At 41.7% G+C, this 23,280-nt stretch carries 23 protein-coding genes; 16 read left to right on the top strand and 7 right to left on the bottom strand.

All coding sequences use genetic code 11. The annotated features are described in order from the left end of the window. Positions 1-31 precede the first annotated feature (31 nt). From aroK to CWB80_RS08970, 4 genes are read left to right on the top strand one after another with little or no spacing between them, the layout of a single operon-like run. Positions 32-550, top strand: a complete 519-nt coding sequence (aroK, locus tag CWB80_RS08985) for a shikimate kinase AroK (RefSeq protein WP_036973192.1) — start codon at positions 32-34, stop codon at positions 548-550. Between the two features lie 27 nt (positions 551-577). Further along, a complete protein-coding gene (gene aroB / locus CWB80_RS08980; protein WP_054552805.1) occupies positions 578-1,648 on the top strand; it encodes a 3-dehydroquinate synthase in 1,071 nt (356 codons plus the stop codon). After that, positions 1,648-3,048: an AAA family ATPase gene (locus CWB80_RS08975; RefSeq protein ID WP_138599275.1), complete on the top strand. Its 1,401-nt coding sequence runs from the start codon at positions 1,648-1,650 to the stop codon at positions 3,046-3,048. Before aroB ends, CWB80_RS08975 begins: the two co-directional genes overlap by 1 nt. A gap of 53 nt (positions 3,049-3,101) precedes the next feature. Next, positions 3,102-3,944, top strand: coding sequence for a Dam family site-specific DNA-(adenine-N6)-methyltransferase (locus CWB80_RS08970; RefSeq protein ID WP_054552803.1), 843 nt, complete (start codon positions 3,102-3,104; stop codon positions 3,942-3,944). Here CWB80_RS08970 and CWB80_RS08965 read toward each other — a convergent pair. Both CWB80_RS08965 and CWB80_RS08960 read right to left on the bottom strand, forming a co-directional pair. After that, positions 3,916-4,101 (bottom strand): DUF2970 domain-containing protein, encoded by a 186-nt coding sequence (locus CWB80_RS08965; RefSeq protein ID WP_054552802.1) that lies wholly within the window; start codon positions 4,099-4,101, stop codon positions 3,916-3,918. The genes CWB80_RS08970 and CWB80_RS08965 overlap by 29 nt on opposite strands. Positions 4,102-4,106: 5 nt before the next feature. Then, a complete protein-coding gene (locus CWB80_RS08960; protein ID WP_054552801.1) occupies positions 4,107-4,403 on the bottom strand; it encodes a hypothetical protein in 297 nt (98 codons plus the stop codon). Between the two features lie 333 nt (positions 4,404-4,736). Between CWB80_RS08960 and rpe the strand changes: the two genes are divergently transcribed. From rpe to trpS, 3 genes are read left to right on the top strand one after another with little or no spacing between them, the layout of a single operon-like run. Further along, entirely contained in the window at positions 4,737-5,423 is a 687-nt protein-coding gene (gene rpe, locus CWB80_RS08955; RefSeq protein ID WP_138599274.1) for a ribulose-phosphate 3-epimerase, read from the top strand. After that, positions 5,420-6,085, top strand: a complete 666-nt coding sequence (locus CWB80_RS08950; protein ID WP_138599273.1) for a phosphoglycolate phosphatase — start codon at positions 5,420-5,422, stop codon at positions 6,083-6,085. Before rpe ends, CWB80_RS08950 begins: the two co-directional genes overlap by 4 nt. A 50-nt stretch (positions 6,086-6,135) precedes the next feature. Continuing rightward, a complete protein-coding gene (gene trpS / locus CWB80_RS08945; protein WP_054552798.1) occupies positions 6,136-7,140 on the top strand; it encodes a tryptophan--tRNA ligase in 1,005 nt (334 codons plus the stop codon). Positions 7,141-7,271: 131 nt separating this feature from the next. On the opposite strand, the gene CWB80_RS08940 is transcribed toward trpS, so the two are convergent. Together CWB80_RS08940 and CWB80_RS08935 are read right to left on the bottom strand one after the other, a co-directional pair. Continuing rightward, on the bottom strand, positions 7,272-8,165 hold the full coding sequence (locus CWB80_RS08940) for a TraB/GumN family protein (RefSeq protein ID WP_138599272.1): 894 nt from the start codon (positions 8,163-8,165) through the stop codon (positions 7,272-7,274). 55 nt (positions 8,166-8,220) lie between these two features. Further along, positions 8,221-8,412: a hypothetical protein gene (locus CWB80_RS08935; RefSeq protein ID WP_138599271.1), complete on the bottom strand. Its 192-nt coding sequence runs from the start codon at positions 8,410-8,412 to the stop codon at positions 8,221-8,223. 277 nt (positions 8,413-8,689) lie between these two features. Between CWB80_RS08935 and CWB80_RS08930 the strand changes: the two genes are divergently transcribed. After that, positions 8,690-8,935, top strand: a complete 246-nt coding sequence (locus CWB80_RS08930) for a hypothetical protein (RefSeq protein WP_130151675.1) — start codon at positions 8,690-8,692, stop codon at positions 8,933-8,935. Positions 8,936-8,949: 14 nt separating this feature from the next. Here CWB80_RS08930 and CWB80_RS08925 read toward each other — a convergent pair whose 3' ends face one another. Beyond that, a complete protein-coding gene (locus CWB80_RS08925) occupies positions 8,950-10,005 on the bottom strand; it encodes a hypothetical protein (protein ID WP_138599270.1) in 1,056 nt (351 codons plus the stop codon). A gap of 12 nt (positions 10,006-10,017) precedes the next feature. After that, complete coding sequence (gene uvrA, locus CWB80_RS08920; protein WP_054552793.1) at positions 10,018-12,837, bottom strand: excinuclease ABC subunit UvrA; 2,820 nt, start codon at positions 12,835-12,837, stop codon at positions 10,018-10,020. Between the two features lie 162 nt (positions 12,838-12,999). On the opposite strand from uvrA, the gene CWB80_RS08915 reads away from it, so the two are divergent. From CWB80_RS08915 to CWB80_RS08905, 3 genes are all read left to right on the top strand, one after another. After that, positions 13,000-14,367: an MFS transporter gene (locus CWB80_RS08915; RefSeq protein WP_138599269.1), complete on the top strand. Its 1,368-nt coding sequence runs from the start codon at positions 13,000-13,002 to the stop codon at positions 14,365-14,367. Positions 14,368-14,387: 20 nt separating this feature from the next. Continuing rightward, complete coding sequence (ssb, locus tag CWB80_RS08910; RefSeq protein WP_054552791.1) at positions 14,388-15,080, top strand: single-stranded DNA-binding protein; 693 nt, start codon at positions 14,388-14,390, stop codon at positions 15,078-15,080. A 326-nt stretch (positions 15,081-15,406) separates the two neighbouring features. Continuing rightward, a complete protein-coding gene (locus tag CWB80_RS08905) occupies positions 15,407-17,059 on the top strand; it encodes an EAL domain-containing protein (RefSeq protein WP_171041504.1) in 1,653 nt (550 codons plus the stop codon). On the opposite strand, the gene CWB80_RS08900 is transcribed toward CWB80_RS08905, so the two are convergent. Then, entirely contained in the window at positions 17,056-17,922 is an 867-nt protein-coding gene (locus tag CWB80_RS08900; RefSeq protein ID WP_407681619.1) for a 1-aminocyclopropane-1-carboxylate deaminase/D-cysteine desulfhydrase, read from the bottom strand. The genes CWB80_RS08905 and CWB80_RS08900 overlap by 4 nt on opposite strands. A 271-nt stretch (positions 17,923-18,193) precedes the next feature. On the opposite strand from CWB80_RS08900, the gene CWB80_RS08895 reads away from it, so the two are divergent. From CWB80_RS08895 to CWB80_RS08875, 5 genes are all read left to right on the top strand, one after another. After that, positions 18,194-20,221 (top strand): SUMF1/EgtB/PvdO family nonheme iron enzyme, encoded by a 2,028-nt coding sequence (locus CWB80_RS08895; protein ID WP_138599266.1) that lies wholly within the window; start codon positions 18,194-18,196, stop codon positions 20,219-20,221. Between the two features lie 132 nt (positions 20,222-20,353). Further along, positions 20,354-21,397 carry a rod shape-determining protein gene (locus tag CWB80_RS08890; protein WP_054552787.1) on the top strand — a complete coding sequence of 348 codons (1,044 nt, stop codon included), beginning with the start codon at positions 20,354-20,356 and terminating at the stop codon, positions 21,395-21,397. Next, positions 21,397-22,239 carry a rod shape-determining protein MreC gene (mreC, locus tag CWB80_RS08885; protein WP_054552786.1) on the top strand — a complete coding sequence of 281 codons (843 nt, stop codon included), beginning with the start codon at positions 21,397-21,399 and terminating at the stop codon, positions 22,237-22,239. Before CWB80_RS08890 ends, mreC begins: the two co-directional genes overlap by 1 nt. Continuing rightward, on the top strand, positions 22,232-22,711 hold the full coding sequence (gene mreD, locus CWB80_RS08880; RefSeq protein WP_054552785.1) for a rod shape-determining protein MreD: 480 nt from the start codon (positions 22,232-22,234) through the stop codon (positions 22,709-22,711). Before mreC ends, mreD begins: the two co-directional genes overlap by 8 nt. Next, a complete protein-coding gene (locus CWB80_RS08875; RefSeq protein WP_054552784.1) occupies positions 22,711-23,280 on the top strand; it encodes a Maf family protein in 570 nt (189 codons plus the stop codon). Before mreD ends, CWB80_RS08875 begins: the two co-directional genes overlap by 1 nt.

The raw sequence follows: 23,280 nt of genomic DNA, 5'->3' as shown, positions 1-23,280 counted from the left end.
AAATTTTAGAGTTCGTTTGTACTAAAAAGATATGGCTGAGAAACGTAATATATTTCTAGTGGGCCCTATGGGGGCTGGCAAAAGCACAATTGGTCGTCACATTGCTGACCAATTACACCTTGAATTTTTCGATTCAGATCAAGAGATCGAGCGTCGTACTGGAGCAGACATTGCTTGGGTATTCGATCTTGAGGGTGAAGAGGGCTTTCGACTTCGTGAAGAAACTGTAATTTCAGACCTAACTGAGATGCAAGGTATCGTTCTTGCAACAGGTGGTGGTTCTGTGATCAGTAAAGAAGTACGTAACAAGCTTTCTGCTCGTGGTATTGTTGTATACCTTGAGACACCAATCGAAAAGCAAGTTGCACGCACACAGCGCGACAAGCGTCGCCCATTATTGCAAACAGAAGAAGCACCGCGTGATGTACTAGAGCGCTTAGCTGAAGAACGCGAACCGTTATACAAAGAAGTTGCTGATTTTGTTGTCCGCACTGATGAGCAAAGCGCGAAAGTTGTTGCTAATCAAATCATCGAGAAATTAGATTTTTAAAAACCAATAATAAAAAGGAAACTAGCTATGCTTGAATTAACAGTTAATTTGGACGAGCGAAGTTATCCTATTTATATTGGTCAATCTGCTCTTCAAGAGACTGGTCGGCTGCGCGAGCACATCGGCGACTGTCGACCTATCATTATCACCAACGACACCATTGCACCTTTATATCTTGATGATGTAATGACGTCGTTGGCTGATCTAAACCCGTTATCTTTTACCATCCCTGATGGCGAACAATATAAATCACTTGAGTGGTTTGAAAAGATTTCGGCGTTCTTACTTGAACATAACTGTGGCCGCGATACTTGCCTTATTGCCTTAGGTGGCGGTGTGGTGGGTGATCTCACTGGTTTTGTTGCTGCATGTTATCAACGTGGCGTGCCTTTTATTCAAGTGCCAACGACTTTGCTTTCGCAAGTCGATTCATCTGTTGGCGGTAAAACGGCAGTAAACCACCCACTTGGTAAAAACATGATTGGTGCGTTTTACCAACCACAAGCAGTATTTATCGATACGCAATCGCTACATACTTTGCCTGAGCGTGAATTCGCAGCGGGCATGGCTGAAGTGATTAAATATGGCCTTATTTACGACACTGAGTTATTTGCTTACCTTGAGCAAAATATCACTAAACTTAAGTCTCTTGATGAACAAACTTTACAGCATGTGATTTATCGCTGTTGTGAAATCAAAGCCTTGATTGTTGCACAAGATGAAAAAGAAGCCGGTTTACGTGCATTACTAAACTTAGGGCACACCTTTGGCCACGCAATTGAAGCGCAAATGGGCTATGGTAATTGGCTACATGGCGAAGCCGTTGCGGCAGGTATGGTACTGGCAGCACGCCTTGCACATACCCGTGATGACTTAAACGCAGCAGAAGTTGAACGCATTATTAAATTGATTGCTGAGTATGATTTACCTGTCGATATTCCGGCAGAAATGACCAGCGAGCAGTTTTTAACGCACATGCGTAAAGATAAGAAAAATAAAAAAGGCACGATTCGCTTTATTCTACCTACCCAATTTGGTCAATGTGCGCTGGTAAGTGATGTTACTGATCAGCAGGTTTGTGATTTAATAGCGCGCTAATGCAATCGCAAATATTGCCTAGCCGTGCTGCGCTAGTTGATCGAATCGCTCTGCAGTTTGAATATGGGCAAAACCTAATTTGCTTACTCGGTCCTTCTGGCCTTGGTAAAAGCTATTTATTAGAAACCTTCATCACGGATAAATACCTCGACTTTAATAAAGCGTTTGTTCAGTTGTCGGGAAAAATGACCGACCAACAGTTTATGACTGAACTGTTAGAACAAAGCTTTAGCAACCCACTAATTGATCACGCTTTAAGTTTGTCTGAAAACTTCTATCAACTTTATAAACAACAGCCTTGTGGTGATTGTTTATGGGTCATTGATGGAGGGCGTCATTTATCTGAAGAGTTAATTCAGCAATTAGAAGTCCTTGCCAAGCAAAGCCCGAGCACGTTATACATACTGATTGCATCACAATCGGCAGGGCAGTTTAGTCAAGCAGTTGAAATCCACTTAGAGTCGCTAAATTTAAGTGAAAGTAAGCAACTGATGCGTTGGTTTTTCGATAACCTCCCTGTTGAAGAAGACCCCGTTTTTCGCACCTTTTTACAAGAAGCGCATGGTAACCCAGCTTTATTACTTGCTTGGCAGCCTGAACAACAAACTGCAGACATTCGCGCACCAGAAAAAAGCTATAAACTGCTTTATTTAATTTTGCTCTTAATCACGACCATGGTGCTGATCATTGGCTTTTTATATAAAGCTGATATGACTGAGTGGTGGAAAGCGCATTACCAGCAGGATACAACGAACTCTGTGGCAACAGCACTGCCTGCAGAAGCAGTAATCAATGGTCGAGTAGAAAGCAAAGAGCTAGTTCTAGAACAAACTCAAGACGATCTTCAAGCCGAGCAGCAAGTTGCTACTAATGATGAGGACAACACAACTCAGGCAGCTAAGGTGCCAGTTGATAACTCTGCGATAGAAAACCGTGAGAATGAAAGTCATAACAATAACGTGGCTGCGATTGTTGATAGCCTTTTGCCAGCAGAGCGAATAACACAAGAGACTGAGCAACCAACGACAGATGAAGTTATAGCTGCCGTCATCAACGATGCTGAGCAAACCGAGTCTGCCATTGAGCCAGAGCTGCCATTAGTAGGAAATGCGTGGTATTTATCTCAGCCAGATGACAATTTTGTTATCCAATTACTTGCGGTGACTAAAAAAGAGATTAGCGATAAGTTTATTACTGAAAATGGCTTGCAAGGGCAAGTAAATACTTACCAAAGCTTACGGAGTGGTAAGCCGTGGTGGATTGTAACTTATGGTAGTTACACCACACTGAATGATGCTAAGAAGGGCGTAACAACACTTTCTGATAATGTGCGTAAAAATCAGCCGTTTTATAAAAAAATAAGTAAAATTAAACAAGAAATCGCTTCACTAAATCAGTAAATTAAAGCTGATTAGTGTAAAATCGCGCAACACCGAATTGAAGTTAAGAGCAGATGCAGCAAAAGACCAGAGCCTTCCTTAAATGGGCAGGTGGAAAATACAGCCTAGTTGAAGATATTCGTACCCGCTTGAAGCAAGCGAGTATGGATGCTGACACCTTAGTTGAACCTTTCGTTGGTGCTGGCTCTGTATTCCTTAATACTGATTTTAAGCATTATATTTTAAATGATATAAATGCGGATCTGATCAATCTTTACACTGAGCTTAAGCGCACGCCCGATGAGTTTATTAGCGACGCTAAAAAGTTGTTTGTAGAGCTTAATAACCACCCCGAAGCCTATTACGAATATCGTGTTCAGTTTAATCAAAGCAGTGATGTGTATGAGCGTGCGATTTTATTTTTATACATGAATCGCCATGGCTATAACGGGTTGTGTCGCTATAATCTGAAAGGTATTTTTAATGTTCCTTTTGGTAAATATAAGCGCCCGTATTTTCCTGAAAAAGAAATGCATTTCTTTGCTGAAAAAGCTCAGCAAGCAACCTTTACTTGCTTAGGTTATGACAAGGTATTTAAGCTTATTCCTAATAATGCGGTTGTATATTGCGATCCACCTTATGTGCCTTTGAGTAAAACAGCTTCATTTACTTCTTACGCTAAAGGCGGTTTCAATTTAGATGACCAAGCAAACTTGGCGAATTTAGCTGAGCAAGCCGCATTCGAAAATAACACGCCGGTACTTATTTCTAACCACGATACAGTGTGGACGCGTAAAATCTACAGCCAAGCATCATTAGATGAGATTCAGGTAAAACGCACGATTAGCCCCAAGGGCGGTTCTCGCAATAAAGTGAACGAGCTAATGGCTATGTATTTAGCACCAAAGAAACGGTGAAATAAATCGCTGCTACAAATAGACTGAAAAAAATCAGGGCAATGACGATGATAGTACTGAGCGAGTGCTCTTTGAAGTCAGCTTGACGCTTATTTTCTGATTGCACACCAAAAAATGCCGCAAAGACACTTTGTAATGCACTCATGAATTTGTTCATACGATTTAGAACTTAGAACCTAAACCGCTAACTTTCTTTGACTCTTCACTACTTGTTAATAACTCAAGTAAATCAAGATAATGGAACTGAGCACTGCGGCTATCACCCGTTAACCAAGAAAACCATCCTGTTTCTTGTTCTGCTTTCATACATTGAGCAGAAGATGATGATGCGTTAAGCGTGTTGCATGAGCAACCAGACGCCGCTGCTAAAAAGTCGTCTTCATCAGCAGATGAAAAAGATACAAACGCAGCAACCGTAAGTGCGGACGCGATTAAGATCCCTATTTTAAAAGCACGCATGAGAATAACCCTTGTTTGTGTTACTTAAACAAGCATACATAACAATTGCTCAAATAACAAACTTAATTATCGCTGAATTAAATAAAAATTTAATAAAATTAGCTCTTTAAAGTAAATTTAATGTTTATTATTTGTTTCATTTTATTGTGTTGTAGATGGCTTTTTAATAGAGTTATTGCTCAAATTTTGACTAAAATAACACTAATTCAATAGGCTAAAAGGATTAGCTTAAAGCAATCGCCCTTTAACAATCAGCTGCGGTGTTTAAATCAGCAGTCGATTGGGTTACATTATGCGCTCTTCTTGCAGTCGCAAATTTTAATGGAATCTCTCATGTTGGAAACATTACAAAAGTATTTAATTGCCCCTTCTATTTTATCAGCCGACTTTGCCCGTTTAGGTGAAGATGTTGATCGTGTACTAGCAAGTGGAGCAGATGTTGTACATTTTGATGTGATGGATAACCATTATGTGCCAAACCTAACTTTTGGTCCGATGATTTGTAAAGCACTGCGCGATTACGGCATTACAGCCCCGATTGATGTGCACCTTATGGTAAAGCCTGTCGATCGTCTAATTCCCGACTTCGCTGAAGCGGGCGCTTCTATCATCAGCTTTCACCCAGAAGCCAGTGAGCATATTGACCGTACCTTGCAACTCATAAAAGACAGTGGTTGCCAAGCAGGGCTTGTATTTAATCCTGCAACCAGCCTTAGCTACCTTGAGCATGTGCTCGATAAAGTTGATGTGGTGCTATTAATGTCGGTTAACCCTGGTTTTGGCGGCCAAAGCTTTATTCCTCATACCCTCGAAAAGCTTCGCCAAGCGCGTAAAATTATTGATGATTCAGGTCGCAAAATTCGTTTAGAAGTTGATGGTGGCGTTGGTGTTGATAACATTGCTGAAATTGCCGAAGCGGGCGCTGATATGTTTGTTTCAGGCTCGGCGATTTTCAATCAACCAGATTACAAAGCGGTTATCGATGCGATGCGTAACGAGCTTGCAAAGGTTGAGCCATGAAATACGATGCGGCATTTTTCGATTTAGATGGCACCTTAGTCGACAGTGTTTATGATTTATACATTGCGATGAACCTAACCCTAACTGATCTTGCATTTCCGATTGTGACACAAAAGCTAGTTGAAGGCTGGGTAGGTAATGGCATAGAAACACTTGTAAAGCGTGGTTTGAGTGGTGATATGCAAATCAGTGAGCATTTAGATGAAGCCCTTGCTGAGCGTGCAATTAATTTGTTTTATCAGCACTATGACCAAGTTGTAGGCGATTACAGTGCGCTTTATCAGCATGTAGAAACGGGGCTTGCTGCCCTTGCTGGTATTCCTAAAGTGGTGATCACCAATAAGGCGCGCCGTTTTACCGAAAAGTTACTTGATAAACTGTCACTGACTAGTCATTTTCAGTTTATTGTCTGTGGCGATGATATGGCAAAGAAACCATCACCTGAGCCTTTACTATTTGCTTGTCAGCAATTAGATGTTAGCCCTGAAAAAGCGGTTATGATTGGCGATTCAAAAAGTGATATTTTGGCAGCAAAAGCTGCTAAGGTTGACGTTGTCGCACTCAGTTATGGCTATAACCAAGGTGAAAACCTCGCTGATTTCAATCCAGAGTACCTCTGCGAGAATTTCTTAGATATAATACCCGTTCTTACCCAAAGGTAAGTGCATTTTAAATTCGTCTTTTTAGTTTAGTAAAAATATAAAGGAACATCATGAGTAAACCAGTAGTGTTAAGTGGCATTCAGCCAACCGGTGGTATGACAATAGGCAACTATGTTGGCGCTATTAACCAGTGGCTTAAGCTACAGGAAGACCACGAAAGTTTCTTTATGTTAGTTGATTTACACGCTATTACAGTACGCCAAGATCCTGAGCAACTACGCTCGCGCGTGCTTGACGGTATTGCGCTTTATGCGGCATGTGGTATCGACCCAGAAAAAGCGGCGTTATTCGTACAATCTCAAGTGCCAGAACATGCACAGCTTAGTTGGGTGTTAAACTGTTACGCGCAAATGGGTGAGCTTAACCGTATGACGCAGTTTAAAGATAAGTCTTCTAAGCATGCTAATAACGTTAATGTGGGTTTGTTCTCTTACCCTGTACTGCAAGCTGCAGACATCTTGCTATACCAAGCGGATCAAGTGCCAGTGGGTGAAGATCAAAAACAACACCTTGAGTTAACTCGTGATATTGCAACACGTTTCAATAACCTATACGGTGACGTGTTCAAACTACCAGAGCCATACATTCCTGAGTTCGGCGCACGTGTAATGAGTTTACAAGATCCGCTCAAGAAAATGTCTAAATCAGATGAAAATCCAAACGGTTACATTATGTTATTAGATGAGCCGAAGAAGATTGAAAAGAAACTGAAAAAAGCAGTAACCGATTCAGACGAGCAAGCTCGTATCTACTTTGATCGTGAAGAAAAACCAGGTGTATCGAACCTACTTACTTTATTATCAGTGGCCACTAAGCGCTCAATTGAAGACTTAGTGCCTGAATATGAAGACAAAATGTATGGTCACCTGAAAAAAGACACTGCAGCAGCGGTTGTTAATATGATTGAGCCAATTCAAGCACGCTTTAAAGAAATTCGCGAAGATCAGTCATTACTTGATAGCATTATGAAATCAGGTGCTGAAAAAGCGAGTATCCGCGCTGAAAAAACATTAAAAGCAGTCTACGATGCGGTAGGTTTTATCCCTCGCCCGTAAGCTTGTGATAAATTATTGAAATAAAAATACCGCTTGATAGCGGTATTTTTTAGCTATTAAAAGCTAAGCGCCATTAATACTGTAAATAAACAGATAAGTGCAGCAGCGGTTTTGTCTGTTTTTTCCATTTTTTATTTCTCACCTGTATTCAATTGTTTAATTACATAACCTTTATTTTTTAATAAGCCTAACAAGCTATCTTCACCAGCTAAGTGGGCTGTGCCAACGAGCAGTAACTCTTTTTGCGAATTAGTAAAATAATTTTCAATATGACCAAGCCAAGTTAGATTTCGTTGCTTGATCAACATTTGGTAAGTATTAGGGTCATGTTCTTGTAAAGGCATAAGAGTAAGTTCATCTATTGCTTGCATATCGCCATTTTTCCATGCATCAAGCATTGCGATGTACAGTGCTTGGTAACTAGAAATTTGCGTTAATAGTGACTCAATAAAGGCATTTTCGTCTTGGCTACCTATTTGTTTAAACAGATCTAATTGAAAAGCCACGGTCTCTAGATAAGCGATTTCTTTTTTATCTCGCTTAGCTAATTTCGCGAAGTAACTATCAACACCTTCACCCATAAGTTGTTGCTTTTGAAGTTCTAGCGACATGATTAGCACGCTTAACATAAAGGGGCGAAAGCTATCGAGTTCGCTGAGTTTCATATCATACTGGGCAAGTTGTTCTTCTAGTTGCTGTTTCACCTTTGCTGATAACTTGCTACTCAGTGTTTCGCCAGCTTGATAACTAAGAGTTTTAAGCATAGTGAGTTGTGCTGAGCTATCGCTTGGTGCGGGCACATCAGTTTCAAGTACTAAGATATCAACCTGTTTATACGCTTGATTAAATTCATCAGGAATGGGGAGTTCCTTGGGCGGCAAAACGTGGATTGAACCAGCAACATATATAAATTCATCACCTTTACTAACTTTCCATACGGCACTTTTTGCTGCACCAAAACCACTTATTAATAGGCCTGTCGCAGCAATTGATGAGATTAGCAAGTGTCTAGTTAGTGTTTTCATTATTTAAGCCTGTTAATTTAAAGAAGCTTGCTCAGCATGCTGAGCAAGCCAAGTATTACTTATTCAGTTGTTGCTCAATTTGCTGATCAATTTTATTGTTCATTTGCTCAATAGATGCTTCGATAGAGGTCTCTAATTGCTTGTTTAGCTTTTGAGTACCTTGAGCATTAAGTAAGGTATTCGTTGATGTGATAATGATTGCAGTGACCGCTAAAAGTGACATCATTTTTAAGACTGAGTTAGCCATAATTTAATTCCTTTAATTGGTTGATTAGTTTTATCAGCGAAGCAAAATTGGTTGGTAGCCCGTTGATGGAAACTACAATAGCGAGGAAAGCTGCTAGAGTCGCTTATCTAGTTCTAAGCAATTTATATATAAGGTTTGAAAATATTAATTTGAATATTTTCAATGTTTTAAGTTTAATTCTTATGAGAGGAAATAAGGTTTTAAATCATTTAATTTTTGCGGTTTTGTCTTTTGATGATAGTTTGGATGCAGCAAATAGGAACTTGGAGGTTTTGATATGGGTTTTAAAGTAAAACATTATGCGGCTAAAACTGTACCTGCGAATAGCTCATTAGAATGGGAGCTAATCTTAACTGAGCTTATCATTGGTAGCCTTTGTGCTGCATTCGCAAAGATCGGCTATGATGCCGCTATGTTACTTATTTTTATACCTAATTTAGTAATCGCCTTAGTTTGCTTTGGCTTTATTGGGCTTTCGATATTTCATTTCATAAGAGAAAAACGCAGTAAGCCAAGTGAGTAGTATAGATTGCTGCGCTATTTTTCTACTGGGGTAACGCCTGGCGAGTCGCACGCAATGACTTCAAATCGATAGCCATACTCAGCATGGTGATCAGGGGTTACTTGCACAATCTCATAATCATTCAGCTCAACGGCTTTACTGTTTTCTACTTTTAAACAGCGTGAATAACTATCGGCTTCAAAGCTGTAAGCAAACATGGCAATTAAACGTTTGCTACGTTCAAAGTAACCTTTGGTATCTAAAAATTGGCGAAGGTTTTCGGCGGTTTCGCCGTCAACTTCTACATCTACGTCTTGGCTTGAGGCTGAGCTTTGTGTATTTTCAGGAAGTTGTTGCTCGAGCTTTTTACCAAGTTCTTCGACTGCTTTTTGCTGTTCTTCACCTGATTCCTTGGCAATGACTTTACTATCCACAAAGGTGCTGACCATATTGTCGAGCACTTCTTCAGGTGGCTTATCATCAAGAAATGAAATTAAGTTAATAAAGACTACCGACGCTAAAACAAAGCGTACAATGGCGGTTAATAATGGTGAGTAGCTTTGACTAATAAACTTAACTCGCTCAGAGCCAAATGGCTTTATCAGCAATAAAACAAAAATATAAAAAGGTAAAAAAAGTTGAAATAACAATAAAGTACCTAGGGTTATTCCCATTGCCCAAGGTGGTAAATATAACAGGGTGGCAAAGTTATGTGTGTAGTTAAAGTGACTAGCTGAGACATGAGTTACATCATTAACTATGCCGCTTGCACCAGCCAACACAAAATTAGCGATACTGGCATAGAAGATTAAAATCAGTGCTTTGCCGGCAAGCGAGTGCCAAAGTTGGTTAAACTTGGGCCAAAACTCAATAACAAGCGCAATAATGGTGATGGTGGCACTTAACCAGCCCGATTGCAGAACAATCAGGCTGCTTAATGCTAAAAGATAGAGCTTTTGCGCGGTACTTAAGTTAAACCAAATGGCTTTTAACTGTTCAACCAGTCTCGTTTTATGAGGCTGCCAGCTACGTTGCTGTTGTTGAAACTGTTTATTAGCGCGCCATTTTGCAATTTTTAAATACCTACGCACGCAATATCCTTTTTATAGTAATGGTTTTAAGTACCTTCCTGTGTGTGAACGCTCACAATCGGCAACGTCTTCAGGTGTACCAGAAATTAAAATTTCACCACCGCCTGAGCCACCTTCAGGGCCTAAATCGACAATCCAGTCTGCGGTTTTGATCACATCAAGGTTATGCTCGATAACAACAATGGTATTACCGTGATCGCGTAAGCGGTGAAGCACGACTAATAATTGCTGAATATCAGCAAAGTGTAAACCCGTAGTTGGTTCATCAAGGATATATAAGGTTTTACCTGTATCGCGTTTTGAAAGTTCGCGAGCTAGTTTTACACGCTGTGCTTCACCACCAGAGAGGGTAGTAGCAGCTTGACCTAAGCGAATATACGACAAGCCTACATCCATTAGGGTTTGCAGTTTACGTGCAATAGCCGGAATTTTATCAAAATAGTCACGGGCATCTTCTACGGTCATTTCGAGTACTTGGTGAATGTTTTTACCTTTGTACTGTACTTCGAGGGTTTCACGGTTGTAGCGCTGACCTTTACATACATCACAAGGTACATACACATCAGGTAAAAAGTGCATTTCTACCTTGATCACACCATCGCCTTGGCAAGCCTCACAACGGCCACCTTTAACGTTAAAGCTAAAACGGCCCACTTTATAGCCACGTGAACGGGCTTCTTGAGTACCCGCAAATAGCTCGCGAATACCGGTGAAAATACCGGTGTAAGTTGCTGGGTTTGAGCGCGGAGTACGGCCAATTGGGCTTTGGTCAATATCAATCACTTTATCAAAATGCTCTAGACCCTTGATTGACTTATACGGTGCCGCCTCTGCGGTCGTTGCGCCATTTAACTCGGTATGAGCCAGTTTAAATAAAGTGTCGTTGATAAGTGTCGATTTACCTGAGCCTGATACACCTGTGATACAGGTCATTAAACCAAATGGAATACGTAAATCAACGTTCTTTAAGTTGTTACCTGTGGCACCAAATAACTCAAGCCATTTGTCGGTAGTTTGATGGCGAGCCGCCGGTACTTCGATTTTCTTTTCGCCAGAGAGGTACTGACCCGTGATTGAATCTTTGCTAGCTAGAATATCGTCATGGGTACCTTGTGCAATAACATGGCCGCCATGAACACCGGCACCCGGGCCGATATCGATAATATGATCCGCAGCGCGAATGGCATCTTCGTCATGTTCAACCACAATAACGGTGTTGCCTAAATCGCGTAAGTGAATAAGGGTTTTTAGTAGGCGGTCGTTATCGCGTTGGTGCAAACCAATTGATGGTTCATCCAGTACGTACATAACACCAACAAGGCCTGCACCAATTTGGCTTGCCAAACGAATACGCTGAGCCTCACCACCAGAAAGGGTATCGGCACTTCGCTCAAGTGATAAATAATTAAGGCCGACATTGATTAAGAAAGATAAACGGTCGCGAATTTCTTTGAGAATTTTTTCGGCAATTTGTGCGCGCTGACCAGTTAAATTCAAGCCATCAAAAAATGCCATGCTTTCACCAATACTCATTGTGGTGATAGCTGGCAAGTTTGTTTGACCTATAAATACATGGCGAGCTTCTTCACGTAGTCGCGAGCCATGACAGCTCGGACACGCTTGGCTTGTTTGGTATTTAGCAAGCTCTTCGCGCACTGAGTTTGACTCGGTTTCACGGTAGCGGCGATTCATATTATTTAAAACGCCTTCAAACTCATGGTTACGCGTAATTAAGTCGCCACGGTCGTTACGATAGTTAAAGGCAATTTTAGTTTTGCCAGAACCTTCAAGAATTACCTTTTTGGCCTCTTTACTAAGCTCTTGGAAAGGCACTTCTAGGTCAAACTTATAATGCTCTGCGACAGCTTGCAGCATTTGGAAGTAATAAAAGCTGCGTTTGTCCCAGCCTTTAATTGCACCGCCCGATAAACTTAGCTCTGGATTTTGTACAACACGGTTTGGATCAAAATACTGACGCACACCTAAACCATCACAGCTTTGACACGCACCTGCCGGGTTATTAAACGAGAATAAACGCGGCTCAAGTTCACTCATAGCGTAGCCACACGTTGGGCATGCAAAATTAGCAGAAAAAAGCATATCTTCGCTGAGTGAATCGTCCATTGCCGCTACATGGGCAATACCACCTGATAGCTCAAGGGCTGTTTCGAATGATTCAGCTAAACGCTGTTGTTGGCCATCTTTAACTTTAAAGCGGTCAACCACGACCTCGATAGTATGCTTTTTATGAAGCTCAAGGGTCGGTGGATCTGATAAGTCACAGACTTCGCCATCGATACGGGCGCGAATGAAGCCTTGACTTGCGAGTTGCTCAAGCAGCTTAACGTGCTCACCTTTACGATCTTTTACTACTGGCGCTAATAGCATTAGCTTACTTCCTTCAGGAAGCGCTAAAACCGTATCGACCATTTGGCTGATCGTTTGTGCTGCAAGTGGCAAGTCGTGAGTAGGGCAGCGAGGCTCACCTACACGGGCAAATAATAAACGTAGGTAATCGTAAATCTCGGTAATCGTACCGACCGTTGAACGCGGGTTATGCGACGTTGATTTCTGTTCGATAGAGATAGCCGGCGATAAGCCTTCGATGTGATCAACATCGGGTTTTTCCATTAGTGATAAGAACTGTCGTGCATACGCTGACAGTGACTCAACATAACGACGTTGCCCTTCTGCATACAAAGTATCAAACGCTAAAGACGATTTCCCTGAACCAGATAGGCCAGTGATAACTATCAGCTTATCACGGGGAATGGTTAGGCTGATGTCTTTTAAATTGTGCGTACGGGCGCCTCGGACTTCAATGTTTTCCATGCTATCTCGTTTTATTACCTAATTATTTTTTCAGTATCTCATAATACGCGATAAGATTAATCCTTGATCAAAGAAAAAATCATCACTTACAGGTGATTATTTAGTTTTCGCTTGTGGTAGAATCCACGCTCAAATTTTAATAGACAGCAAGATCAGTAATTCATGACAGCATCTTCACTCAACTCTCGAGAAAAACGCGCTGCCGTTTCGTTGGCGAGCGTCTTTGCATTCCGTATGCTTGGCCTATTTATGCTGATGCCAGTATTGGCTATCTATGGGCAGCAATTAGAAGGGTTTTCGCCGCTTTGGATTGGCTTTGCTATTGGTGCTTATGGTTTAACGCAAGCCGTGCTGCAAATCCCTATGGGTTGGTTGTCTGATAAAATTGGTCGTAAAAAAGTGATTATTGGTGGCCTTTGTGTGTTTGCACTTGGCTCTGTAATTGCGGCAACCGCTGAGTCTGTGCAAATGGTTACGCTTGGGCGTGCACTTCAAGGCATGGGGGCGATTGCCAGTGCCTTATTGGCGCTTGCTTCTGATTTAAGCCGTGATGAACAACGTCCGAAAGTTATGGCCGTGATTGGTATGTGTATTGGTATGAGCTTTGCTGTTGCTATGCTACTAGGGCCTATTGTTGCTGCATCGTGGGGAGTTGCTGGGGTATTTTGGCTTACCGCAGGACTGGCCATTTTAGGTATTTTAATTGTGTTGTTTTTGGTGCCTAATGCTGTCAATAAGGCGCCAAAAGGTGACACACTTGCTACGCTTGATGATATTAAGCAACTGATTAAACACCCACAATTAGCACGCCTCGATTTTGGCGTAATGCTGCTTCATCTTACATTAACTACCGTATTTGTAGCCTTACCAGGCCAACTGATAAAAGACGGCTTAGTTGCAGACCATCATTGGTATTTATATATCCCTGTGCTGTTTTTAGCGTTTTTCTTGATGGCACCAATGATGATTGTGGCTATTCGTAAAGAAAAAGAAAAACAAGCCTTTATTGGCTCAATCGCACTGCTTGTTTTAAGTATGCTCGCGATGTCGTTATGGGTTGATTCGGTGATTGGCATCGGTATTTGTATGTTGGTTTACTTTATTGCTTTTAATTTTTTAGAAGCAACTATGCCTGCACTTGTTTCGCGTATTGCCCCAGCAAACCAGAAAGGTTCTGCGATGGGGGTATTTTCATCTACGCAGTTTTTTGGTGCCTTTTTAGGTGGTTTATTAGGGGGTTACGTTGCTCAAGCATTAAGTGCGCAAGCAGTGTTTGCGGCGGCGGCACTTGTTGGGGTAATATGGCTTATCCTTGCTTGGAATATGCAAGTCCCACCAAGAAGTAAAATAATTAGCTTAATGACTGAATTAAGTTCAGAGCAGCAGGCAAAAGCGCTTGCTTCTCGTCTTGTTGCTTTACCGGGCGTAATTGAAGCAACGGTTGTCTGTGATGAAAATCGCAGCTATTTAAAGATTAATGATAAAGAATTTGACCTAGACCAAGCACGCAAAGTGGCTGGTTTAATCTAACGTTTTATAGGAGAAGTTCCATGGCACGCGGTGTGAACAAAGTTATCTTGGTTGGTAATTTAGGCCAAGATCCAGAAGTACGTTATATGCCTAATGGCAATGGCGTAGCGAATATCAGCATTGCTACGACAGATAGCTGGAAAGATAAAAACACAGGGCAAATGCAAGAGCGTACTGAATGGCACCGTGTCGTGTTATTTGGCAAACTAGCAGAAGTTGCTGGTGAATACCTTCGTAAAGGTTCACAAGTGTACATTGAAGGTCGTTTACAAACGCGTAAATGGACTGATCAATCAGGCCAAGAAAAATACACTACAGAAATCGTGGTAGACATGGGCGGTCAAATGCAAATGTTAGGCGGTCGTGGTGAGCAGCAAGGTGGTGGCGGTGGCTATCAAGGTGGTCAATCACAAGGCGGTTACCAAGGTGGTCAGCAACAAGGTGGCGGTTACGGCGGTGGTGCACAGCAATCACAAAGCAATAACAGCTATGCTCCACAGCAACAGTCTGCGCCAGCACAGCAGCAACAGCGTCCACAACAGCAGTCTGCGCCGCAGCAGAGCAATAACCAATATGGTGGCGGTTATGGTCAGCAGCAAAACAATGCACCTCAACAAGGTGGTTTTGCTCCTAAGCCTCAAAATGCCCCACAAGGCGGCGCATCAAATCCAATGGAACCACCAATCGACTTTGATGACGATATCCCGTTCTAATTCACAATATAATTAGATTGTAGATTTAATTTTTAAAACCCAGCTTAGTTGCTGGGTTTTTTATTTACGCAATACTTCGTAATCACTACTTTTGTTTGGGTTGTGTTGATTACAAAATAATTCTCATAAACTCTTTTTGCTAGGTGTTTAAAATTACAAAACTTTTGACAGCGCTGGTTATAGGATATTTCTGATATTGCTTTAAATCGCCCCGCAGCCTTGTATTTATAGGGTTCTTGAACAACACTTTGTGTATGTTTAAGCAACTAACCTGTGAAATGAAACGAGACTTAACTTCACGAATAAAGCAACCGGAGGCCATCTACGTGGCGGCCGCATTTTTGCTGTTAGTTGTTTTTAATATTTTTTTAAGTGATGTGTTACACGACAAAGTGCACCGAACAGGCACTGAACTAGCCAAGCAGGTGTATGAGCTGAACCTTGATCCGGTTGTGTCGCAAGATATCATTGCCACATTAGTTAAAAGCCAAGGCTTTGCAATGAATGCTAGCGACGTTCCGCAAAACTTTGCGAATTTCATCGATCTTGAGCAGGAGGTTTTTAGCTATAAGACCGTTAATTTACGCTTATTTCATTGGCCTTCATGGTTAGTTGAAAGTCACTTATTTATATTTTTAAATTTAATATTGCTTGGCACTGGGTATTGGGGTTTCCGTTGGTGGAAAAAAATGTTCAAGCAATTAGAAACCTTAGAGCAGCCACAAATACAAAGCCAAGAGCAGCAAGTGGTTGAGGCACCGCCAAAGCAGTTAACATCTCCAAAACCATTAGCGCACCAAGATTTGAATATCTTATATGGTGTGCCAACTAATTATAATCATTTGTTTGCACTATTTTTTTGGAAAAGCCCGTTTCCTGCTAACCTTGATATCGATAACTACTTTAAATTAGTGATTGCTAAAGGCTTTGGTGAGCTTGTAAATCGCTCTGTTAAATTACTGCCTTCTGGCGGTATCGCTGTCACCTTAAATAATGTACCTGCCACTGAAATTGATAAATACACAAAGCGACTACATCAAGTTATCTATCAAGCTTGTTTAAATTACCGTAGTGATTTGTCTCGCGCTGATATAAAAATTGGTGTGTGTAATTACCGCACAGGGGCTGATCAGGCAGTGGTTTATCAGCTTACTAAATCGGCATTAGCACTGGCGAAACAAAGCGCTTGGCAGCATATTCATCGCTTACCTTTTGGTCACACGCAGTCAAACATGCTGGCTGATAGCAAAGAACATCTTTTTGAGTATATAAAGAAAAAACACTTTATGTTGTTTTTTCAGCCGTTATTTGACTTGCAAACGGGCGATATTTTGCAGCATGAGGCATTGATCCGTATTCGACACAAAAGCTTAGGTTTGCTTGCTGCTAGGCACTTTATTCCACACATGAGTAGTAAAAAAGATGTTTTACTGTTAGATAAAACCGTAATTTTACAAGTAAAAAAGATGTTGTTGAATGAGTCTGTTAGCTTAAAGGTAAGTATTAACTTGCATGCGATGAACTGGTTCAATGATGAGTTTTGGGATTGGTTAAATCAGCAGACAGATGACTTTAAGTGTATCGACAGGTTGCAATTTGAACTCAGCGAAGATGATTATTTAAAACAGCATAAAAAGCTTAGTACACAGTTCGAGTGTTTAGAAAAACTCTCGGCAGGTATAGTTATTGATAATGTACGCAGCAGTGAGCACCTAGCGACCTACAAAGGCATTAATAACATTTGTAGTATTAAGCTAGCTTTAGAGCTAATTCATAATATAGACACAAGTGCTCAGCAACAAAGAATTGTTAAGCAAATAATTACTAAAGGGGCAGAACTAAACTTTCCTGTCTATGCAGTTGGAGTAGAAACACAGAACGAACTTGCGACCTTAAAAAACTTAGGTGTTATTGCCGCGCAAGGCTTTTACTTTGCCGAGCCATTACAAAAGCTGGCGGATATTACGCCCTATAGTTAGTCAATGAGTCCTCGGTACTTGAGGCCATTTAACCCTTGTAGCCCACCTGTATGGACTGCAATGATGTGCGAACCTTTAGCAAAGTAGCCTTGCTCTATAAGTTGCCATACAGCAAAGAGCATTTTACCGCTGTAAATTGGCTCAAGCGGAATTGTGTGTTGCTTGCTAAAAGTTTGGCAAAATTGCCACAAGTTATCGCTAAACTTTCCGTAGCCACCATCATGAAAGTCGCAAAGCAGCTGCCAGTTTTGTTGCTGATTTGCTTTATTACTTAGCTGCTTTATCTCATCAATTAAGTAGTGCGCTTGTTTCAGTACTGCGACACCTAACAGCTTTGTGTGCTGCGGTGCGCCTTCAATTAACCCCGCCAATGTACCGCCACTGCCAGTAGGGCAAACAATCACATCAGAACTTGGTAGGCTCTGTGCTAACTCTTTGCAACCTAAAAGCGCAGCTGCGTTGGTGCCGCCTTCTGGCAATATGTAGGCATTCGGAAACTGTGCTTGTAACTGTGCTAAGTAAGTGTGGTCGTGCCTTAACCGGTAAGTAATTCGATTTACTGGGTGTAAGCTCATACCGCATTGCTTTGCGTAGTTAAGTGTTGGATTTGCTTCGTCTAGTTCAGGGCCGCGAATAATGCCGTGTGTTTTAAAACCAAATAGTTTACCCGCAGTTGCTGTGGCATGAATATGGTTTGAAAATGCACCACCAAAAGTGAGTAGTTCAGATTTCTTCTGTTGCTGCATGGCTTGCAAGTTAAATTTTAGCTTACGCCATTTGTTGCCACTAATTTGCGGGTGAATAAGATCATCACGCTTGATGCTGAGCTGAACTTTACGTGCCGCTAATAAGGGGTGATGAATTGTTTGTACTGGTGATTCAAAAGAACTATTCACGGTATCATTTTTTAGTAAATAAACACGCCCAATTGTAGCAAAGTCGTCTTAGAGATAGAAATTAGTCAATTAAACCAAAATGATTTTGTTATTTACTGGCATCAACTAAGGTAATAGAGGTAAACTGAGATAATAATTGAACAAAGCTTGTGTTTTGCCTTGCAAGTACATAGCATAAGAGTTTAATTATAAAAAATAATAATGACCAAATAATTGCCGCTTTTTGGGAATGGAATATATGCGAATTGCTCCTTTATCTCTGTTAATTTCAGTTAGTTTGCTAGCGACAAGTGCATTTGCACAAGATACAGCTACGGTAACTGGCATTGAATCAGAGATCAGTAAAAAACAAGCCGAATACGATAACTCGACCCTAATCCTCGAAAAACACCTAAAAGAAGAAAGTCAGTTACAAAAACAACTCGAATTATTGCGCGCCCGCTCAACTGAGCTAGATAAAGAAAAAAACCAAGCGCTAGATGCAATGAATGAGATGTATCGCCGACTGATTGATGACCCAACCCTTGATATCAGCAATGCGCAGTCGCGTTACCAAAAAGCTGTGGTTGATCATAAACAAAACAAAGATGATATTTCGATGCAATTGGCGGCAATTGCTTCGCATAGAAAAGATATCGAGCAAATTCGTGTATCAAAGCACACTCAACTGAATACCTTAGAAAGCTTAAAAGAGCAGTTAGCAACAGCACGTGTTGAGCGTTTACGTAACGAGTTTACACGTGAAGGCACGCTAGAAGTTAATCATACGATTAACTGTAAGCGTACCGAAACGCTTGCTGCCTGTGAGCAGCGTGGCCAACAAATGGGTTTACAAAAAGCCACTAAACGTTTTGTAGACCAGATTTTTGCTAACTTAACAGAAGAGCGTTTAGTTGAACCAAAACGTAACCTTGCCGGTGCACAGGTTAAGATTTTAAGTAGCCATGTCGTGAACAGTGCTTTTAGTGGTCAAGGTAACTACAACGTTAATTTAAGCGTGACCATGCGCGGTGATGTAAACAGCAGTCGTTTATGTAGCCTACTTAATTTAGACAATCGTTTTTGTGCAGATTATGGCACGCCTTTGGCCGGTAATTATCAAGCAAATTACGACGCAACGTATTCAGATAGTCAGTTAACATTCAGTAACTCTCAGGATAATAATCAAGTGGTCTCTGTATCACGTTTTAATGAGCAACCCGTAAGCGATTATTCTGTAAAAAAGCCAATTAAGGTTGAACCATTACCTGATCAAAATAAATCTAAAATGGTTGAATTAACACTGCGTTCAAATGTTTATGATGATGAAGTGTTTATTGATGGTGTGAGCTATGGTGCAACTAGGTTAACGACATCATTACCAAAAGGTTTTCATGATATTGAAATTCGCAAACGTGGCTACAAAAGCTATAAAGCGCGAATTGATCTGCGTAAAGCACAAACCATTAATGCAAACCTAGTTAAAGTGCCTGAGCCAGTTGTTGCTGAAGTGACAGCGGCACCAGAGCAACCTGTAACAGCACCTGTTGCAAGTATTGTTAATAAAACCAGTTCTGCCAGCATTGTAGTTATTCCCGCTGGTAAATTTAAGATGGGTGACATTAACGGCAATGGGTTAGCGAATGAGCGCCCAGTGGTAGAAAAAACCATTGCTAACTCATTTGCAATGCAAAGCAAAGAAGTAAGCGTTGGTGAGTATGAGCAATTCGTTGCGAATACCGGCTATAAAACAGAAGCAGAAAAAGATCGCGGCTGTGCATATTACTTAAATGGTGAACCAGTTTGGGAAGCTACTCTAAACTGGCGCAATCCGGGTTTTGATCAAGAAAGCGATTTCCCGGCGGTTTGTTTAACTTATAACGATGCCAAAGCGTATGCAGATTGGTTATCGGGTCAAACAGGCCAGTTATTTCGTTTACCAAACGAGGTTGAGTGGGAATACGCTGCACGTGCAGGTAAAGAAACTGAATACCCTTGGGGTAACGAAATTGGTAAAAATTTAGCGAACTGTGGCTGGTGTGGAAGCGAATGGTCAAACAGGAGCGCAGCACCAACAGGGTCGTTTTCTCCTAACGCATTCGGCCTATACGATACAGTAGGTAATGTGTGGGAATGGACAAACAAAAAGTCAGGGCAGTCTGATGTGGCTGTTCGAGGCGGTGCATGGAATTTTGCTCCAAGCCTAGCACGCGTTTCAACGCGCTTAATCTTAGCGCCAGATTTTCGTGCAAACTATATCGGTTTCCGTTTAGTACGCGAACGATAAGAATTTAAAAAGGAAGCAATGGATGCTTCCTTTTTTAGCAATTTAATTAAAGCAGTTGCGCTTTTTCATGATTAGCATGATAGAGTGAGAGCAGCTAGTATAAGAACGAATTTTCAAAGGTCATCCAGCCTCATGTTTAAAAAACTCCGTGGTATTTTTTCAAACGATCTATCGATCGACTTGGGTACAGCCAATACCCTAATTTACGTAAAAGAAGAAGGTATTGTATTAAACGAGCCTTCAGTTGTTGCTATTCGTCAAGAGCGTGCTGGTGGCCCTAAGAGCGTAGCATCTGTCGGTACCGAAGCTAAGCAAATGTTAGGTCGTACACCGGGTAACATTAAAGCAATTCGTCCAATGAAAGACGGTGTCATTGCTGACTTCTACGTGACTGAAAAAATGCTACAACACTTTATCAAGCAAGTGCATAACAACAACTTTATGCGCCCAAGCCCGCGTGTTCTTATCTGTGTGCCTTGTGGTGCAACACAAGTAGAAAAACGTGCGATTCGTGAGTCGGCTATGGGTGCCGGTGCTCGTGAAGTTTATCTAATCGAAGAGCCAATGGCTGCGGCTATCGGTGCTGGCCTACCAGTGTCTGAAGCAACCGGTTCAATGGTTGTTGATATCGGTGGTGGTACAACTGAAGTTGCCATTATTTCTTTAAATGGTGTGGTTTACTCTTCATCTGTACGCATCGGTGGTGACAAGTTTGATGAAGCTATCATTAACTATGTACGTCGTAACTTTGGTAGCTTAATTGGTGAAGCAACTGCCGAAAACATCAAACACCAAATCGGTTCGGCTTTCAAAACAGATGAGCCAATTGAAATTGAAGTACGTGGTCGCAACCTAGCGGAAGGTGTGCCGCGTTCATTCACCCTTAACTCGCACGAAATTTTAGAAGCACTGCAAGAGCCATTAATGGGTATTGTAAGCGCGGTAATGGTTGCTCTTGAGCAATCTCCACCAGAGCTTGCATCTGATATCTCTGCTCACGGTATGGTATTAACCGGTGGTGGTGCATTATTAAAGGATCTAGACCGTTTATTAATGGAAGAAACTGGTATCCCAGTTGTGGTTGCTGATGATCCATTAACCTGTGTTGCACGTGGCGGCGGTAAGGCACTAGAAATGATTGATATGCACGGTGGTGACGTATTTAGCTACGACTAATGAAGTTACTTTTTGGTCGTACCATCTCTTTGCAACTGCGGCTTTTTGTCGCAGTGCTTTTGAGTGTCGTGCTGATCGTGGGCGATCGCTACACGCAAGGTGGTACAACAATTCGCACCAGCCTAAACACTCTAGTTAGCCCACTTATTTACCTTGCCAACTTGCCCTATGAGCTATTTAGTATTGGCGCGAAGAATCTGCATACCCGCGAACAGCTTTTAACCGAAAACGAAGCATTAAAAAAGAAGCAGTTACTACAAAGCGAACAATTACAACAACTGCAATTTCTATCTCGTGAAAACGATAAATTACGTGCTTTACTTGGTTCATCGGCTAAACAATCAAATCGTAAAATTATTGCACAAGTCCTCTCTGTTCACTCAAACCCGTATAGCCACCAAGTGGTTATTAACCGTGGTACAACCGATGGCCTAAGCGAAGGCCAAGCTGTGATTGACGAAATGGGTGTTGTAGGGCAAATCACTCAAGTGGGGTCAACTACCTCGCGCGTACTACTGATGACAGATACAACTCATGCCACACCTGTGCGTATTTTACGTAACGATGTGCGTACCGTGGTTGAGGGTATTGGTAAAATTAACGTGGTAAAGCTTTCGCATGTGCCGCATAGCCTTGATGTTCGTATTGGCGATATTTTGGTTACGTCTGGTCTTGGTGGTACTTTCCCTGAGGGTTATCCGGTTGCCGTGGTGACCGAAATTAACCGCGATGAAGGGCGTCCTTTTGCGCAAGTTTATGCTGAGCCAATTGCGCAACTTGACCGTATTCGCTTATTGGTTGTGCTGTGGCGTAATCAGCAGGAGAGCATCAGCAATGAATAGTCGTCACTCTTTGCTGATTGCTATCAGTATCTTTTTTGCATTGGTAATGGCACTAATGCCGTTACCAATTTCGTTTGAGCCATACCGCCCAGACTGGGTGTTAATGGTATTAATGTATTGGTCGTTAGCGGTGCCGCACCGTCTAAATATTGGCACAGCCTGGGTCGTTGGTTTATTAATGGACCTTGCATCAGGTTCGCCACTCGGTGTGAACTCACTGACTTATTCGGTGTGTATATTTATCACTGCGAGTAACTTCCAAAAAATTAGAAACTTTTCTTTATGGCAGCAAAGCATTTTAATTGCTTTGTTTTTAACGCTTTACCACCTCATGCAATTTTGGCTTAACCACTTTTTAATGGGCGTTTATTTTAGCCCGCATTATATGTGGCCAGTGCTAACCGGCATGCTTTGTTGGTGGTGGATATTCTTAATTTTGCGTAAATATCGCCGTCATTTCAGGATTAGATAATGCAAACCGCAATTTATTTGGCGTCTGCATCACCGCGCCGAAAAGAGTTGCTCAGCCAACTTGGCGTTGAGTTTTCTCAATTTAGCGTTGATGCTGATGAAAGCCAATTTCCAAACGAAGCCCCGCGTGACTATGTAGAGCGCCTAGCCAAACTCAAAGCACAATCGGGCGTTGCTATGGGTTACACCGACCGCCCAGTACTTGGTAGCGATACCGTGGTTGTCATTGATGATACCGCACTTGGTAAGCCGCTAGACCAAGCTGATTTTACCGCCACCATGAAGCGCTTATCTGGCCGTACTCATCAAGTGATGACGGCTGTGGCAATTGCTGATAGTGAGCAAGTAAAAAGCTGCCTTGTTGTCACCGATGTTACATTTAAACCACTCTGCGATGCTGAAATTGATGCTTACTGGCATAGTGGTGAGCCGCAAGATAAAGCCGGTGGTTATGGTATTCAAGGCTTGGGTGGTCGCTTTGTGAGTCACCTTTCGGGTAGCTATTTTGCGGTTGTCGGCTTACCTTTATATGAGACAGAGCAGTTATTAAACGAATTTTTAAGAGGGTAA

The sequence above is a fragment of the Pseudoalteromonas sp. S1650 genome (assembly GCF_005887195.1).
Taxonomy (GTDB): domain Bacteria; phylum Pseudomonadota; class Gammaproteobacteria; order Enterobacterales; family Alteromonadaceae; genus Pseudoalteromonas; species Pseudoalteromonas simplex.
The sequence above is the reverse complement of the archived record's forward strand: the minus strand, read 5'-3'. Positions and strand labels throughout refer to the sequence as shown.